This window comes from Brevundimonas sp. SGAir0440, assembly GCF_005484585.1.
In the GTDB taxonomy this organism is placed as follows: Bacteria; Pseudomonadota; Alphaproteobacteria; order Caulobacterales; family Caulobacteraceae; genus Brevundimonas.
In genome coordinates this window covers 2,462,618-2,476,536 of record NZ_CP039435.1, presented here as the reverse complement: position 1 = coordinate 2,476,536, position 13,919 = coordinate 2,462,618, and the positions used below count along the sequence as shown (strand labels likewise).

Annotated in this window: 14 protein-coding genes; 9 read left to right on the top strand and 5 right to left on the bottom strand. The window is 67.7% G+C overall.

Translation table 11 applies throughout. From position 1 onward, the window contains the following. Positions 1-49: 49 nt before the first annotated feature. Complete coding sequence (locus tag E7T10_RS12305; RefSeq protein WP_137722018.1) at positions 50-1,210, top strand: O-antigen ligase; 1,161 nt, start codon at positions 50-52, stop codon at positions 1,208-1,210. Continuing rightward, positions 1,207-2,418, top strand: a complete 1,212-nt coding sequence (locus E7T10_RS12300; protein WP_168189944.1) for a glycosyltransferase — start codon at positions 1,207-1,209, stop codon at positions 2,416-2,418. The genes E7T10_RS12305 and E7T10_RS12300 overlap by 4 nt, the downstream gene beginning before the upstream one ends. Here the strand turns inward: E7T10_RS12300 and E7T10_RS12295 are convergent. From E7T10_RS12295 to E7T10_RS12285, 3 genes are all read right to left on the bottom strand, one after another. Beyond that, on the bottom strand, positions 2,364-3,419 hold the full coding sequence (locus E7T10_RS12295) for a glycosyltransferase family 1 protein (RefSeq protein WP_210416095.1): 1,056 nt from the start codon (positions 3,417-3,419) through the stop codon (positions 2,364-2,366). The genes E7T10_RS12300 and E7T10_RS12295 overlap by 55 nt on opposite strands. Next, positions 3,412-4,509, bottom strand: a complete 1,098-nt coding sequence (locus E7T10_RS12290) for a glycosyltransferase family 4 protein (protein WP_137722016.1) — start codon at positions 4,507-4,509, stop codon at positions 3,412-3,414. The genes E7T10_RS12295 and E7T10_RS12290 overlap by 8 nt, the downstream gene beginning before the upstream one ends. A 128-nt stretch (positions 4,510-4,637) precedes the next feature. Then, a complete protein-coding gene (locus E7T10_RS12285) occupies positions 4,638-5,099 on the bottom strand; it encodes a peptidylprolyl isomerase (RefSeq protein WP_137722015.1) in 462 nt (153 codons plus the stop codon). Between the two features lie 72 nt (positions 5,100-5,171). On the opposite strand from E7T10_RS12285, the gene E7T10_RS12280 reads away from it, so the two are divergent. After that, positions 5,172-5,897: an RlmE family RNA methyltransferase gene (locus E7T10_RS12280; protein WP_137722014.1), complete on the top strand. Its 726-nt coding sequence runs from the start codon at positions 5,172-5,174 to the stop codon at positions 5,895-5,897. A 4-nt stretch (positions 5,898-5,901) separates the two neighbouring features. Here the strand turns inward: E7T10_RS12280 and E7T10_RS12275 are convergent, their stop codons facing one another. Continuing rightward, positions 5,902-6,447 (bottom strand): DUF2061 domain-containing protein, encoded by a 546-nt coding sequence (locus E7T10_RS12275; protein ID WP_137722013.1) that lies wholly within the window; start codon positions 6,445-6,447, stop codon positions 5,902-5,904. Positions 6,448-6,574: 127 nt separating this feature from the next. Here E7T10_RS12275 and guaB point away from each other — a divergent pair, with 127 nt between their 5' ends. The 6 genes from guaB to E7T10_RS12245 all read left to right on the top strand — a co-directional run bounded on the left by guaB (position 6,575) and on the right by E7T10_RS12245 (position 13,557). Next, on the top strand, positions 6,575-8,032 hold the full coding sequence (gene guaB / locus E7T10_RS12270; RefSeq protein WP_137722012.1) for an IMP dehydrogenase: 1,458 nt from the start codon (positions 6,575-6,577) through the stop codon (positions 8,030-8,032). Between the two features lie 6 nt (positions 8,033-8,038). Further along, complete coding sequence (locus E7T10_RS12265; RefSeq protein ID WP_137722011.1) at positions 8,039-8,434, top strand: MAPEG family protein; 396 nt, start codon at positions 8,039-8,041, stop codon at positions 8,432-8,434. 9 nt (positions 8,435-8,443) lie between these two features. Next, complete coding sequence (locus tag E7T10_RS12260) at positions 8,444-9,745, top strand: RsmB/NOP family class I SAM-dependent RNA methyltransferase (RefSeq protein WP_137722010.1); 1,302 nt, start codon at positions 8,444-8,446, stop codon at positions 9,743-9,745. Then, positions 9,742-10,455 carry a 5'-methylthioadenosine/S-adenosylhomocysteine nucleosidase gene (locus E7T10_RS12255; RefSeq protein WP_137722009.1) on the top strand — a complete coding sequence of 238 codons (714 nt, stop codon included), beginning with the start codon at positions 9,742-9,744 and terminating at the stop codon, positions 10,453-10,455. The genes E7T10_RS12260 and E7T10_RS12255 overlap by 4 nt, the downstream gene beginning before the upstream one ends. Then, on the top strand, positions 10,452-12,014 hold the full coding sequence (gene guaA, locus E7T10_RS12250; protein WP_137722008.1) for a glutamine-hydrolyzing GMP synthase: 1,563 nt from the start codon (positions 10,452-10,454) through the stop codon (positions 12,012-12,014). Before E7T10_RS12255 ends, guaA begins: the two co-directional genes overlap by 4 nt. A gap of 289 nt (positions 12,015-12,303) precedes the next feature. Further along, the gene (locus E7T10_RS12245; RefSeq protein WP_137722007.1) at positions 12,304-13,557 is read left to right on the top strand and encodes a tyrosine-type recombinase/integrase; all 1,254 of its coding nucleotides are present in this window, start codon (positions 12,304-12,306) and stop codon (positions 13,555-13,557) included. On the opposite strand, the gene E7T10_RS12240 is transcribed toward E7T10_RS12245, so the two are convergent. Further along, complete coding sequence (locus tag E7T10_RS12240; protein ID WP_137722006.1) at positions 13,514-13,804, bottom strand: AlpA family transcriptional regulator; 291 nt, start codon at positions 13,802-13,804, stop codon at positions 13,514-13,516. The genes E7T10_RS12245 and E7T10_RS12240 overlap by 44 nt on opposite strands. Positions 13,805-13,919: the final 115 nt, after the last annotated feature.

The window sequence follows — 13,919 nt, the reverse complement described above, 5'->3', positions numbered from 1 at the left end:
TGGAACGCTGCGGTGGTCGCAGCTGCGCGCGGCGTATGAGTGGCTGGCATTGGGACTGCTGGGCCTGGGCGTGACCTTGCCGCTGTTTCTGACGCCGGGGCAGGTCAGCGGGCCGCGGCTGGGGGATCTGGCGCTGATCGTCGCCTTGCCGCTGGTAGGTGTGAGGTGGCGAGGCATGGCGCCGGTTCTGAGGGCTGCGAGCGTGGTCGCGGCGGGCTTTCTGGCGATGACGCTGCTGGTTCAGGTCGCGCAGGGCGGCGATCGGCTGAATGTCGGGGATGTGGCCTTCTGGTTTCGGTGGATCGCCTCGGCGCTGGCGGCGCCGGCTGTGGCGAGCCTGATCCTGAGGGATGAAGGACGGCGGCGGCTATTCCTCTGGGCCGTGCTGGCCGGTGCGGCGTGTCATCTGGCGACCTATGGGCTGGCGATGCTGGTCGGGCTGGAGCCTTTGCAGGCCGTGGGGCTGGCGTCGCCGCGCGCGATGGTGACCACGACGGCCGCCCAGGTGCGGCTTACGACCCTGGCCGAGCATCCGAATGCGGCGATGGCGATGATCGGACTGGCGGTCCCGGCCGGCGTGATGCTGGCGGGACGGCGCTGGGCGCGGCGCGGCACCACGTGGGGCGGCGTCGGCGTGGCGGTTCTGGGGTTCGTCAGCACCCTGTCGCGGGGCGGCGTAATGGCGGCGGTGCAGGCGGGGCTGGCGAGGATGGTCGTCGGTTGGCGATGGCGCGAGCGGGTTCGGCCGCTGGGGGTGGTGCTGACGGTCTGTGTGCTGGCCACGGGGGCGATGGCTTTGCAGGCGGGGCGGTTCGACCTCGACGGGGGCCGGTTCGCGGGACGATTCGACAAGACGGCGCTGCGGGACAATCTGGCCGGACGGATGCTGACCTGGCGGCGGACCGTCGATCTGGTCGTGGAGCGGCCCATGGGAGCGGGGTGGTCGTCGGCGGACGAGATGGGGGCGTTTCGGGCGCTGTCGGTCAGCCACAACGGCTATCTGTTCACGGCGCGGACGGCGGGCGTGGTGATCGCGCTGGTGCTGCTGGGGCTGCATCTGGCGTCGGCGGCGCGGCTGGACGCGCTGACGCCGCTGTCGGTCTATGTGCTGGCGGCGATGTTCGGGGAGGACCTGACGCAGGGGGCGGGGATGGTCTTCCTGTGCTGTCTGGTGGGCGCCCTGGCCTGGCGAAGGCCGCTGGCGCCGTGAGGGTGCTGATCGTCAACACCCTGTACCCGCCGGCGCAGATCGGCGGGGCGGAACGCAGCGTGGCGCAGTTGGCGCAAGGGTTGAGGCGGGCGGGCGTGGAAGCGTCGGTGCTGACGCTGACGCCGGGGCGCGAGCCGGTGAACGAACGGATCGACGGCGTGCCCGTGCAGCGGCTGCCGTTGCGAAACCTGTATTGGCCCTATGACGGCGTGCGGCGGTCGGCAGTTCGGCGCGCGGTTTGGCATGGGCTGGAGGCGGCCAATCCGCTGATGGATCAGGCGGTGGATCGGGCGGTCGCGCGGGGGCGGCCGGATCTGATCCATCTGCATTTGACGATGGGGTTTTCGCTGTCGGTCTATCGCGCGGCGGTGCGGCGGGATCTGCCGCTGGTGCAGACGCTGCGGGACTGGTCGATGCTGTGCGCGCGGGCGTCGCTGTTTCGACGCGGACGGCGTTGCGAGCGGCGGTGTGCATCATGTGTTCTGCTGACGGCGGGCAAGCGATCACGGTCGCAAGGGGTGAATCATGTCATCGGCCTGAGCGGGCCTTTGCTGGAGACGCATTGGGCGGCGGGCTATTTTCGGCGGACTCCAGGGTCGGTGATCGGCAATGCAGCGGGTGCGGCGGCGATGGCGCCGAAACCGTCCTTGGTCGAGGCGCCGACGATGCGGTTCGGGTTTCTGGGGCGGGTCGAGCCGGAAAAGGGAATCGAGGTTCTGCTGGCGGCGACGAAAGGGTTGGGCGGCGACTGGACGCTGAATATCGCCGGGCAGGGCGAGGCGGATTACGTGCAGGCGTTGAGGCGGGCGTATGATGATCCGCGCATCGTCTGGCTGGGGCAGGTGGAGGCGGAGGCGTTCTGGCCCAGAGTGGATGTGCTGGTCGCGCCGGCGGTGTGGGCCGAGCCTTTTGGACGCAGCGTCGCGGAGGCGGTTCAGCAGGGGCTGGGCGTGATCGCCTCGCGCATCGGCGGCCTGCCGGAAGCCGCGCAGGGGGCGGGCATGTCGGCCCTGATCGAGCCGGGGGATGCAGACGCGCTGACGACGGCGATGCAGGCGGCTGTGGACCAGCCGGAACGCTGGCGTTTTGCGGCGGTCGGTGATCCGGCCTGGACCGAGGCGTCGATCGTCGAGGCCCACAGAGCCGTCTATCGTCATGTGCTGAGCAGAAGATCTTCGATGACTTCGGCCGAGCGGGACCAGGCGTAACGGTCGGCGCGGCGAAGACCGGCGTCGCGACGGGCGACATCCGGTCGGCTGAGCAACTCAGCCATATGGGCGGCCAGGGCTGCGTCGTCGGCGGGATCGAAATAGAGGGCGGCGTCGGCGCAGACCTCGCGCGTGGCGGGGATGTCGGAGGCGATGACCGGACAGCCGAGGGTCATCGCCTCCAGCGGCGGGATGCCGAAGCCTTCGTAGAGGCTGGGAAAGACGAGCGCCTGCGCGCCGCCGAGCAGGGCGGCGATCTCTGCGTCCGAGCGACGGCCGGCGAAGATCAGGCGCGGGTCGGCCGGAAAGGCGGAACGGTCGAACACGGCGCCGGGCCGGTCGCCGATGATGACCAGCCGAATAGCGGGCTCTGCAAGACGGGAGAGGGCGCGAATGGCGACGGCGAGGTTCTTGTTCGGCGTCAGGTTACCCAGGGCCACGAAATAGGGGCGGGTCGTCAGACCGAGGCGCTCGATGACGGTCGGGTCCGGCGTGATGTCGCGAAGATGGTCGGCGCTGTTCGGGGCGACGGCGAAGCTGTCGGGCCACAGGTTCAGGGCCGAGGCCAACTCGCGGCGGGAAAACGCAGAGACGGTCGCCAGCCGCGCCCGGCGCGCCAGGATCTTGTTCAGGGTGCGGTGAAAGCCGGCGTAGCCTGTGCGGAAATGCTCAGGATGTCGAAAGACGGCGGCGTCGTGGATGACGACGATTTGCCGCCGGTGCAGCACCGGACCCGAACCGCCTAACGACAGCAGACGGCCGTGGCGCGCGGTCCTGGCCAGGGCGGTCTGTTCCCAAAGATGGCCGCCGGCGCGCCCGAGCGTGCGGGTCGGGATGTGGAGCAGGTTCAGGTTCTCGGCGCCGGGGGGCGTCAGCAGGACGTAACGGTCGGCGGCGCCGGGGCGCTGATCCAATGCGCGCACGATCTGACGCGCATAGCGCTGAACCCCGCTCATCGGCTGGTTCAGGAAGCGGCCGTTGATGAAGACGGGCTCAGCCACCCAGGCGTCGGCGGGCGAAGGCGTCGCGGTAGATCTGGACGGTCTGGTCGGCCATGCGTGAAGCGGACAGCAGGCCCGGCGCGATCGGCAGGGGCACGACGCGGCTGGCCAGCGCGGCGCGCATCGCCTCGGCCAGATGATCGGGCGAGGCGTCGACGGGCAGGCGGTCGATGCGCGCGCCGGCCTGGATCAGACGCCCGATCCCGCCGACTTCGGTGCAGACGATCGGCAGTCCCAAGGCGGCCGCCTCGATCATGGCGTAGGAATCGGCCTCGTAACGGCTGGTCATGACAAACAGATCGAAGCCCGCCATCAACGGTCCGGCGTCGCGTGAACCCAGCAGACATAGGGCGTCGCCGCCGGCGGTGCTGACCGCCGAGGACAGATCGCCATCGCCGATCATGACGCCGGTGATGCGCGGATCGATGACGTTCGCCCGGCGGACGGCGTGGGCGAACTGGACGGGGTCTTTCTGAGCGGAGAGCCGGCCGACGAAGCCGACGACCAGAGCGTCGTCGGGAACGCCGAGGGCTTGTCGGGCGGCGAGACGATCGTTGGCGGGTGGCGCGGCCAGGCCGTTGTGGACGACGTGCAAGCGGTTTCCGCCCAGCCCCCAGCGACGAGCGACGGCGCCCTCTTCCTCAGAGACGGCGATGATGGCGTCGCCGGACCGGGCCAACAGCGCCTCGGCCGCGCCGGCGATGATCGTCGCCAGGCTGGCCGGGCCCATCATCGGCAGGGCGTGAGGGGTGTAGATCTTGGCGGCGCCGGGCGCGTGGGCCAAGCGGATCAGGGCGCCGGCCTTGGCGCTGTGGCCGTGAACGATCTCGAACGGGCCGAGGCGGGCGATCAGGCGGTTCAGGGCGTGAAGGGCGGCGACGTCCCACGGTCCGACGCTGCGTCGCATCGGCAGGCGTTCATCGGCGTGGAGGGGCAGAGCGGCGACTGCTTCCTGAAACCAAGGCTCTGCGCGGCGCGGCGACCAGATCAGGGACACCTGATGGCCGCTTCCGATCAGGGCGCGGGCCAGATCGACCACATGACGCCCCGAGCCGCCGCCGGACGGCTCGATGACCAGAAGAATGCGCAATGTCGTCCCCCGACGATGGCTCAGCGTTGCAACTGAAAGCCATCATCGAGAAACGTCAAGATTGCGCACATTCTCGTTGCGCGAAATCTAATCCGAGTTGGACGAAGTCCAACTCGGCCGCTTTCGCTTTAGTTCACCGTCGCCTTGACGATCTTGCCGGGGTTGCGCGGCGGCTCGCCCTTGGGCAGGGCGTCGACGTGTTCCATGCCCGATTCGACCTGGCCCCAGACGGTGTACTGGCGATCCAGGAAGGTGGCGTCATCGAAGACGATGAAGAACTGCGAGTTGGCGCTGTTGGGGTCCGAGGTGCGGGCCATCGAGCAGACGCCGCGCACGTGCGGCTCGGCCGAGAACTCGGCCTTCAGGTTCGGTTTCTTGGAACCCGAGGTGCCGGTGCCGGTCGGATCGCCGCCCTGGGCCATGAAGCCCGGGATCACGCGGTGGAACACCACGCCGTCGTAGAAGCCTTCCTTGGCCAGCTCGGTGATACGCTCGACGTGGCCGGGGGCCAGGTCGGGTCGCAGCTTGATGACCACGTCGCGGGCTTCGCCGTCGCCGGTGTCCAGGGTGAAGGTCAGGGTGTCGGCCATGTCGGTCGTCCTCTTTGGGTTGATTTGAGGCGGGACATAGCCCGCAACGCCGGTCGGGGCTATGTGGGAACGATGAGCGAAGACGAAAAGCCCCAGAATCAACAGGCGGGGGAGCGCCGCCGGATGGTGAGGCCGCCCAGCGGCGGAACCGCCGCCGGACGCGGCATGGGCACCAAGATGAAGACGGCCGACACCAAGTCGATGTCGAGCCAGCAGTGGATCAAACGCCAGCTGTCGGACAAATGGTCCGAAAAGGCGCGGGCCGAGGGCTGGCGCTCGCGCGCGGCGTTCAAGCTGATCGAGATCGACGACAAGTTCCGGCTAATCAAGCGCGGGTCAAAGGTCATCGACCTGGGCGCGGCGCCGGGCGGCTGGGTCCAGGTGGCGTTGAACCGGGGTGCGGGCGCGGTGGCGGGGGTCGACCTGCTGATGATCGCGCCGATCCCGGGCGCAACGCTGCTTCAGGCCGATTTCACCCATCCGGGCGTGGACCAGCAGTTGATCGACGCCATCGGCGGGGCGCCGGACCTGGTGCTGTCGGACATGGCGCACAACACGGTCGGGCACCGCCAGACGGACCACCTAAAGATCATCGCCCTGATCGAAATCGCCGCCGACTTCGCCATCCGCACGCTGCGGCCCGGCGGAAACTTCGTCTCCAAGAACTTCCAGGGCGGGGACGCCGGCGGGGTTCTGGCGCGGCTTCGCGAGGAGTTCGAGACGGTGAAATACGTCAAGCCGGCGTCGAGTCGTAAGGACAGCGCCGAGGTGTTTCTGGTCGCGCTGAACAAGCGCTGACGCGTCAGGCGGCGGCTGCGCTCGCGCGGGCTCGGCGGTCTTCCAGGCGGGACCAGATGCGGTCGTGCAGCGTGAAGAACAGCGTCTGCACCAGAGGCTCGACCATGCCGATGGTCAGCGCGGTGCGGATGTCGTTGGTCAGGGCGTAGGCCACGGCGACCGCCACGGCGAAATGCATGACGCCGTAGGTGACGGTCTTCAGCGCGATCTGTTTGAACGACCTGGGCAGGGCGTGGCTATGGCCGTGATGGGCGTCGTGCGAGCGGCGCTGTTCCTCGGGCGACATGATGTCGAGGCGGGCGGTGAAGGCTTCGGTCACCTCTTCGATATTGGAGGCCATGCGACGGCGCTCGACCTTGTGCCAGACGCGGTCGTGGACGGTGTAGGCGATGGTCTGGAAGATCGGCTCGACCATGCCGACGGCCAGGGCGATGCGCCAGTCGCGGGTGATGGCGAAGGCGACCAGGACGGCGACAATCAGGTGCATGACGCCATAGCTGGCGATCTTCAGAGCCAGTTTGCGCGCGGTGCTGAGGATGACGCCGACCATGTGGAGAGAATGGTGAGCGGCCCTGCGGGTTGCAAAGCAATAAAATCTATCGGGCCTATAACCGCAATCGGCCTTGCCCCCGACCCCTGCATCCCGTTATACGCGGCCCGCAAAACGGAGACTCCCTATGGAGATACGCGAAGGACTGACCTTCGACGATGTTTTGCTGGAACCCGGCGCATCCGAGTTCATGCCGGCGATGGTCGATGTCTCGACCCAGCTGACGCGCGACATCAAACTGAACATCCCGCTGCTGTCGTCCGCCATGGACACGGTGACGGAAAGCCGACTGGCGATCGCCATGGCACAGTCGGGCGGTCTGGGCGTGCTGCACCGCAACATGACCATCGAGGAGCAGGCCGACGAGGTCCGCGCCGTCAAACGCTATGAGAGCGGGATGGTCGTCAATCCGGTGACGGTCGGCCCGCAGACGACGCTGGGCGAAGTGCGCGAGATCGTGGCGCGCAAGAAGATCACCGGCTTTCCCGTCGTGGATCCGGCGTCGGGCAAGCTGGTCGGCATGCTGACCCACCGCGACATGCGCTTCGAGAGCGACCTCAACGTCACGGCCGCCTCGCTGATGACCACCGGCGACCTGATCACGGTGCGCGAAGGCGCCAGCCGCGACGAGGCGCGCGAGTTGCTGAAGACCCGCAAGATCGAACGCGTCATCGTGGTGGACGAGGATTATCGGGCCGTCGGCCTGATCACCATGAAGGACATTGAGAAGGCCCAGGCCTTCCCCAACGCCGCCAAGGACGAGCAGGGCCGCCTGTTGGTCGGCGCCGCCTCCACCGTCGGGGACGCCGGGTACGAGCGCGCGATGGCGCTGGCCGAAGCGGGTTGCGACGTGGTGGTGATCGACACCGCCCATGGGCACTCGGCCTCGGTCGCCCAAGTGGTCGAGCGGATCAAGCGCGAGAACAACCGGCTGCAGATCATCGCCGGCAATGTCGCCACCTATGATGCGACGCGGGCTCTGATCGACGCAGGCGCGGATGCGGTGAAGGTGGGCATCGGTCCCGGCTCCATCTGCACCACCCGCATCGTCGCCGGCGTGGGCGTGCCGCAGCTGACGGCGGTGATGGACTCCGCGCGGGCGGCCAAGGGCACGGGCGTCTCGGTCATCGCCGACGGCGGCATCAAATATTCGGGCGACCTGGCCAAGGCCATCGCGGCCGGCGCCAACGTGGCCATGATGGGCTCGATGTTCGCCGGCACCGACGAAAGCCCCGGCGAGGTCTTCCTGTACCAGGGCCGCAGCTACAAGTCGTATCGCGGCATGGGCTCGGTCGGGGCCATGGCGCGCGGCTCGGCGGACCGCTACTTCCAGAAGGAAGTTTCGTCCGAGAAGCTGGTGCCCGAGGGCATCGAGGGTCAGACCCCCTACAAGGGGCCGATCAGCCCGGTCCTGCACCAGATGGTCGGCGGGCTTCGCGCCTCCATGGGCTATGTCGGCGCCGGCACGATCCCGGAGTTCCAGGAACGCGCCCGCTTCGTGCGCATCACCGGCGCGGGTCTGCGTGAAAGCCACGTCCACGACGTGATGATCACGCGTGAAGCGCCCAACTATCGGCAGGGGTAGGCGACCATGACGACCGAACTCACCTATCTGGCCCTGACGCTGATCTTGGCCCTGGTTCAGATCTTCCTGCCCGCCGGGGCGCGGACGGCCGAGTTCGGCTCGAAATGGAATGCGGGTCCGCGCGACGAGACGCCGGAGGCGAAGAAGCCGCTGACCGGCCGTCTCGAACGCGCCCAGGCCAATCTGTACGAGACCCTGCCGCTGTTCATCGGCGCGCTGCTGATCGCCCATGTCATCGGCGCGTCCAGCGCGCTTACGGTGTGGGGCGCGGCGCTCTATTTCTGGGGGCGGGTGGTCTATGTGCCGCTCTACGCCTTCGGTGTTCCCTATATCCGGTCGCTGGTCTGGGTGGTCTCGCTTGCGGGGCTGGTCATGGTCCTGGCGTCCCTGTTCTTCGTTTGAAAGCCTGAATTGACCCCAGCCGCTCGCCTCGCCGCCGCCGCCTCCGTCCTGGACTCCATCGCCCAGGGCCGCCAACCGGCCGAGGCCGTCATGAAGGCCTGGGGCACGGCCAACCGCTACGCCGGGTCCAAGGACCGGCGCGCCATCGCCGACCGGGTCTATAAGGTGCTGCGCGCGCGCGGCCGCCTGTCGTGGATCATGGGCGGGCGTGAAGACGGTCGGGCTCTGGTCATCGGTTCGCTGCACGCCATCGACGGCCTGTCGCTGGAAGAGATCGAGGCCCTGCATTCGGGCGATGGCTATGGCCCGCGTCCGCTGTCGAAACAGGAGCGCAGCCGCATCACGGCGGGGCAGGGCGAACTGCCGGGCTGGGTGGCCGCGGGCCTGCCCGAGTTCGTGGTCGAGGATTTCAAGGCCACCTTCGGCGACCGCTGGGCCGAGGAAGCCCACGCCCTGATGGCGCCGCGCGCGCCGATCGACCTGCGCGTCAATGATGCGGCCGCCACGGTCGATGAGGTCGAGGCCGAACTGAAGGCCGCAGGGCTGGACGTGTCGCGCACGCCCTGGTCAGCCGTCGGCCTGCGCGTGCCGTCGGAACCGCCGCCCAACATCCAGGCGCTGGACGGCTTCAAGGCCGGCCGGTTCGAAATCCAGGACGAAGGCAGCCAGGTCGTCTGCTGGCTGGCGGGGGCCGCGCCCGGCATGACGGTGGTGGACTACTGCGCCGGCGGGGGCGGCAAGACGTTGGGTCTGGCCCAGGCGATGAAGGCGCAAGGCAAGCTGGTCGCCTCCGACGTCGTCAACAAACGCTTGGAGAACATTCGTCCTCGCCTGCACCGCGCTGGCGTCGAGGCGGAGCTGGTCCTGATCGGCCAGAACGGCGGGGGCCTGGAAGATCTGAACGGGCAGGCCGATCTGGTCTTCGTCGATGCGCCCTGTTCGGGGTCCGGCACCTGGCGTCGTCGGCCCGAGGACGCCTGGCGTCTGACCGCCGAGGAGGTCGAAAAGCTGCACGGCCTGCAGGTGCGGATTTTGAGCCAGGCGACCAAGCTGGTGAAGCCGGGCGGCCGTCTGGTCTATGTCACCTGTTCGATGCTGGTGCGCGAGAACGAGGCCAGCGTGGACGCCTTCGAGGCCGCCAATCCCGACTTCCGCCCGGTCGCCGTCACCGATGTCCTGTCGGCGCCGCAACTGAGCGAGGCGGCGCAGGCGAAGTTCGCCGAGCTGGCGTCCGGGGCGCGGCTGCGCCTGTCGCCGGCCTCGGCCGACACCGACGGATTCTTCGCCGCCGTTTACGAGCGCGCGGCATGAAGCTGGCGCGGCATGGCGGGGTCTCGCTGCTCTACGTCATGGCCGCGCCTGCTGAATACGGCCCGCACCTTCAGGCCCGGATCGCGCCGCTGATGACCGGCGTCGGTCCGGTCGAGGCCGCCGTGAGCCTGAGCGCCGCCCTGGCGCGGCTGGAGGCGGCGGGCGATCTGCCGGATCTGATCGTATCGCTGGGCTCGTGCGGGTCACGGGTGCTGGAGCATGCGGCGGTCTACCAGGTATCGTCCGTCGGCTATCGCGACATGGACGCCAGCCCGCTCGGTTTTCCGAAGGGCGTGACGCCCTTGCTGGACCAGCCCGCCGTCCTGTCTTTGCCGTGCCCGATCCCCGGCGTGCCGACGGCGACCCTGTCGACGGGGGCGAACGTCGTCTCCGGCGCCGCCTATGACGCCATCGACGCCGAGATGGTGGACATGGAGACCTGGGCCCTGGTCCGCGCCGCCCAGACCTTCGGCGTGCCCGTGATCGCCCTGCGCGGCGTGTCGGACGGTCGCGCCGAGTTGAAGGCGTTGGAGGACTGGAGCTCGACCCTGCATCATGTGGACGAAAACCTGGCCGTCGCCCTGGATCGGCTGATCGCCGTGCTGGAGGCCGACGGCCCCGCCGCCCTTGAGCTTCGCGCCCTTGAAATATCGGCCCCGCCCGGCCAAGACCCCGCCCATCCTCCCGCCCCGGATTCGATCACGCCATGACCACGCCTCAAGACCACCAGAAGGTCCTCATCGTCGACTTCGGCAGCCAGGTGACGCAGCTGATCGCGCGCCGACTGCGCGAGGCCAGCGTCTACTGCGAGATCCATCCGTTCCAGAAGGCCGAAGCGGCCCTTACGGCCATGAAGCCGGCGGCCATCATCCTGTCGGGCGGTCCCGAGAGCGTGCATGAAGAGGGCAGTCCCCGCGCGCCGCAGGGCGTGTTCGAGGCCGGCGTGCCGGTTCTGGGCATCTGCTATGGCGAGATGACGATGTGCGAGCAGCTGGGCGGCAAGGTCGAGGGCGGCCACACGCGCGAGTTCGGCCGCGCCAAGATCACCGTCCAGAAGACCTCGCCCCTTCTGGCCGACCTGGCCCCCGTCGGCGAGAACGAAGAGGTCTGGATGAGCCACGGCGACAAGATCGTCGCCATTCCGCAAGGCTTTGACGTGGTCGCCTCGTCCGAGGGGTCGCCCTATGCGGTGATCGCCGACGAGACCCGTCGCTTCTATGGCGTGCAGTTCCACCCCGAGGTGATGCACACGCCGCGCGGACATCAGATGCTGAAGAACTTCACCCACGGCATCGCGGGCTTGAAGGGCGACTGGACCATGGCCGCCTATCGCGACGAAAAGATCGCCCAGATCCGCGAACAGGTCGGCGACGCCAAGGTGATCTGCGGCCTGTCTGGCGGTGTCGACAGCTCGGTCGCCGCCGTCCTGATCCATGAGGCCATCGGGGATCAACTGACCTGCGTCTTCGTCGACACCGGCCTGTTGAGGAAGGACGAGGCGAAACAGGTAACCACCCTGTTCCGCGAGCACTACAACATCCCGCTGGTGCATGTTGATGCATCGAAGGAATTCCTGGGCGAGCTGGCCGGGATTTCCGACCCCGAGACCAAGCGCAAGACCATCGGCCGGCTGTTCATCGAGGTGTTCGATCGTGAGTCCGCCAAGATCGAGGGCGCCGAATTCCTGGCTCAGGGCACGCTCTATCCGGACGTGATCGAGAGCGTCTCCTCGTCCAGCGGTAAGGCCCACGTCATCAAGAGCCATCACAATGTCGGCGGCCTGCCCGACTATATGAAGCTGAAACTGGTCGAGCCTCTACGCGAGCTGTTCAAGGACGAGGTCCGCGCCCTGGGCCGCGAACTGGGGCTCAGCGACGCCTTTGTCGGCCGCCATCCGTTCCCCGGACCGGGCCTAGCCATCCGCATCCCCGGCGAGATCACGCCGGACGCCGTCGAGACCCTGCAACAGGCCGACGCCATCTATCTGGACGAAATCCGCAAGGCCGGTCTCTACGACAAGATCTGGCAGGCCTTCGCCGTCCTGCTGCCGGTCAAGACCGTCGGCGTCATGGGCGACGCCCGCACCTATGAAAAGGTCCTGGCCCTGCGCGCCGTCTCCTCCACCGACGGCATGACCGCTGACTTCTACCAGTTCCCGTGGGATGTCCTGGCCAAGACCGCCACCCGCATCATCAACGAGGTCCGCGGCGTCAACCGCGTCGTCTATGACGTGACGTCCAAGCCGCCCGGGACGATCGAGTGGGAATAATTTGAGGCCTTCTGAAAGTTTCCAGATCGCTTCCGAAACCCTCACCAAAACACTGACTTGTAAGAAAAATGTTCTCGCAGTCTCTCGATACCTTTCGAGGGGCTGCGTACGGCTGTGTCGGTCGGTCTGACGGTCCCGTCGCCGTTGCCTCACGAGACTCCGCTCCATACCGTCAGAGGGCCAGAAGGGTCCTGACGGTCTTTTCTTGGGCCAAGTTGCTGACTTGTCTGAGAAAAATGATCCCGAAAGACCCCGAAAGCGCCTGACGGTCTTTTGGAGTCAAAACGGCATGCTAACCGACGCCGCATTGCGAAATATTCGCCCGAAATCAAAGTCTTATAAAATGACCGACAGGGACGGTCTGTATCTGCTCATCTCACCGAAGGGCGGCATCGCGTTCAAGTACGACTACCGCTTCAACGGGCGGCGCGAGTCGGTGACCCTTGGCGCCTACGGGCCGGCCGGCATGTCGCTGGCCAAGGCCCGTGAGAAGGTCCTCGACGCAAAGCGCATGATCGCGGAAGGCGTCTCGCCGGCTTTGGAGAAGCAGCGGGCCAAGCGGCGGCTGAAAGAGGCCCGGAGCTTCGGCCACGTCGCCCAGCGATGGATGGACCACGCGCCCATGGCGGACAGTACCCGCAACATGCGGCGGTCCATCTTCAAACGGGAGGTTCTGCCCCACTGGGAGAACCGGTTGCTGAACGAGATCACGCCCGGCGACCTGAGAGCCCACTGCCAGACGATCGTCGAGCGCGGCGCGCCGGCGACGGCGATCCACGTCCGCGACATCGTCAAACAGATCTACGCCTTCGCCATCCTGCACGGAGAGAAGATCGACAATCCGGCGGACGGGGTCGGCCCAGCCTCGATCGCCACCTTCCGCCCGCGGGACCGTGCGCTGTCGCCGACGGAGATCCGGATCATGCTGGGGCTGCTCGGCGAGGTGGCGACGCTGCCGACCATCCGCCTCGGCCTGAAGTTCATCCTGTTGAGCATGGTCCGCAAGAGCGAGCTCCAAGACGGCGTCTGGAGCGAGGTCGATTTCGAGAACGCCGTCTGGTCGATCCCGAAGGAGCGGATGAAGCGGTCCCGGCCGCACAACGTCTACCTCTCGACCCAGATGCTCGACATCCTGATCGCGCTGAAGACCTGCGCCGGAAACTCCCGCTACATCCTGCCGTCCCGCTACGACGCCGACGCCCCGATGTCGCGGGCCACCTTCAATCGGGTGACCAGCGCCATCGCCGAGCGCGCCCGGGAGCGCGATCTGCCCTTGGAGCCGTTCACGGTCCACGACCTGCGCCGGACCGCCTCGACCCTGCTGCACGAGATGGGTTTCAACTCGGACTGGATCGAGAAGGGCCTCGCCCACGAGGAGCGGTCTTCGCGCGGAGTCTACAACAAGGCCGAGTTCGAGACGCAGCGGCGTCACATGGCGCAGCAGTGGTCGGACGCGGTCGACGCTTGGGAGGCCGGGCGGGCGTTCACGCCCGTGCTCGTCATCCCGGAAACAGCCGGTCCTCGCTTCGATCCCCGGCTCTGACCGGCCGTGAGATCCGCTTGCGGACGTCAGGCGCGGGAGCCCGCTTGATCGGCTTGGCGCGGCGCAGCACCAGCCAGGCCTCGATCTCGGCCAGGTCCCAGACGACGCATCGGGGCGTCAGCAGGAACCGCCTCGGGAACTGGCCGCGCTGTTCCATCTCCCAGATGGTGCTGTCGGCCAACGGCACCATCTGACGGAGCTGCGGCTTCTTGATCGTGCGCCTCAGCGGCGGGTCGGCCTGGGCCATCGGACATCTCCACATTGCTGTGGGGAATCGAACTCGAAAGACTGCGGAAGGCCTAGCCGCAACCTCCCCACCGTAGGCTTGCGGCGCGAACGGGCGAGGGGCTTGAACATTTCCA

Excerpts from the sequence above, each read along its gene's own strand:
- E7T10_RS12285 (WP_137722015.1), bottom strand. The coding sequence starts at position 5,099 with ATGGCCGACACCCTGACCTTCACCCTGGACACCGGCGACGGCGAAGCC.
- E7T10_RS12280 (WP_137722014.1), top strand. The coding sequence starts at position 5,172 with ATGAGCGAAGACGAAAAGCCCCAGAATCAACAGGCGGGGGAGCGCCGC.
- E7T10_RS12275 (WP_137722013.1), bottom strand. The coding sequence starts at position 6,447 with ATGGTCGGCGTCATCCTCAGCACCGCGCGCAAACTGGCTCTGAAGATC.
- guaB (WP_137722012.1), top strand. The coding sequence starts at position 6,575 with ATGGAGATACGCGAAGGACTGACCTTCGACGATGTTTTGCTGGAACCC.
- E7T10_RS12265 (WP_137722011.1), top strand. The coding sequence starts at position 8,039 with ATGACGACCGAACTCACCTATCTGGCCCTGACGCTGATCTTGGCCCTG.
- E7T10_RS12255 (WP_137722009.1), top strand. The coding sequence starts at position 9,742 with ATGAAGCTGGCGCGGCATGGCGGGGTCTCGCTGCTCTACGTCATGGCC.
- guaA (WP_137722008.1), top strand. The coding sequence starts at position 10,452 with ATGACCACGCCTCAAGACCACCAGAAGGTCCTCATCGTCGACTTCGGC.
- E7T10_RS12245 (WP_137722007.1), top strand. The coding sequence starts at position 12,304 with ATGCTAACCGACGCCGCATTGCGAAATATTCGCCCGAAATCAAAGTCT.
- E7T10_RS12240 (WP_137722006.1), bottom strand. The coding sequence starts at position 13,804 with ATGGCCCAGGCCGACCCGCCGCTGAGGCGCACGATCAAGAAGCCGCAG.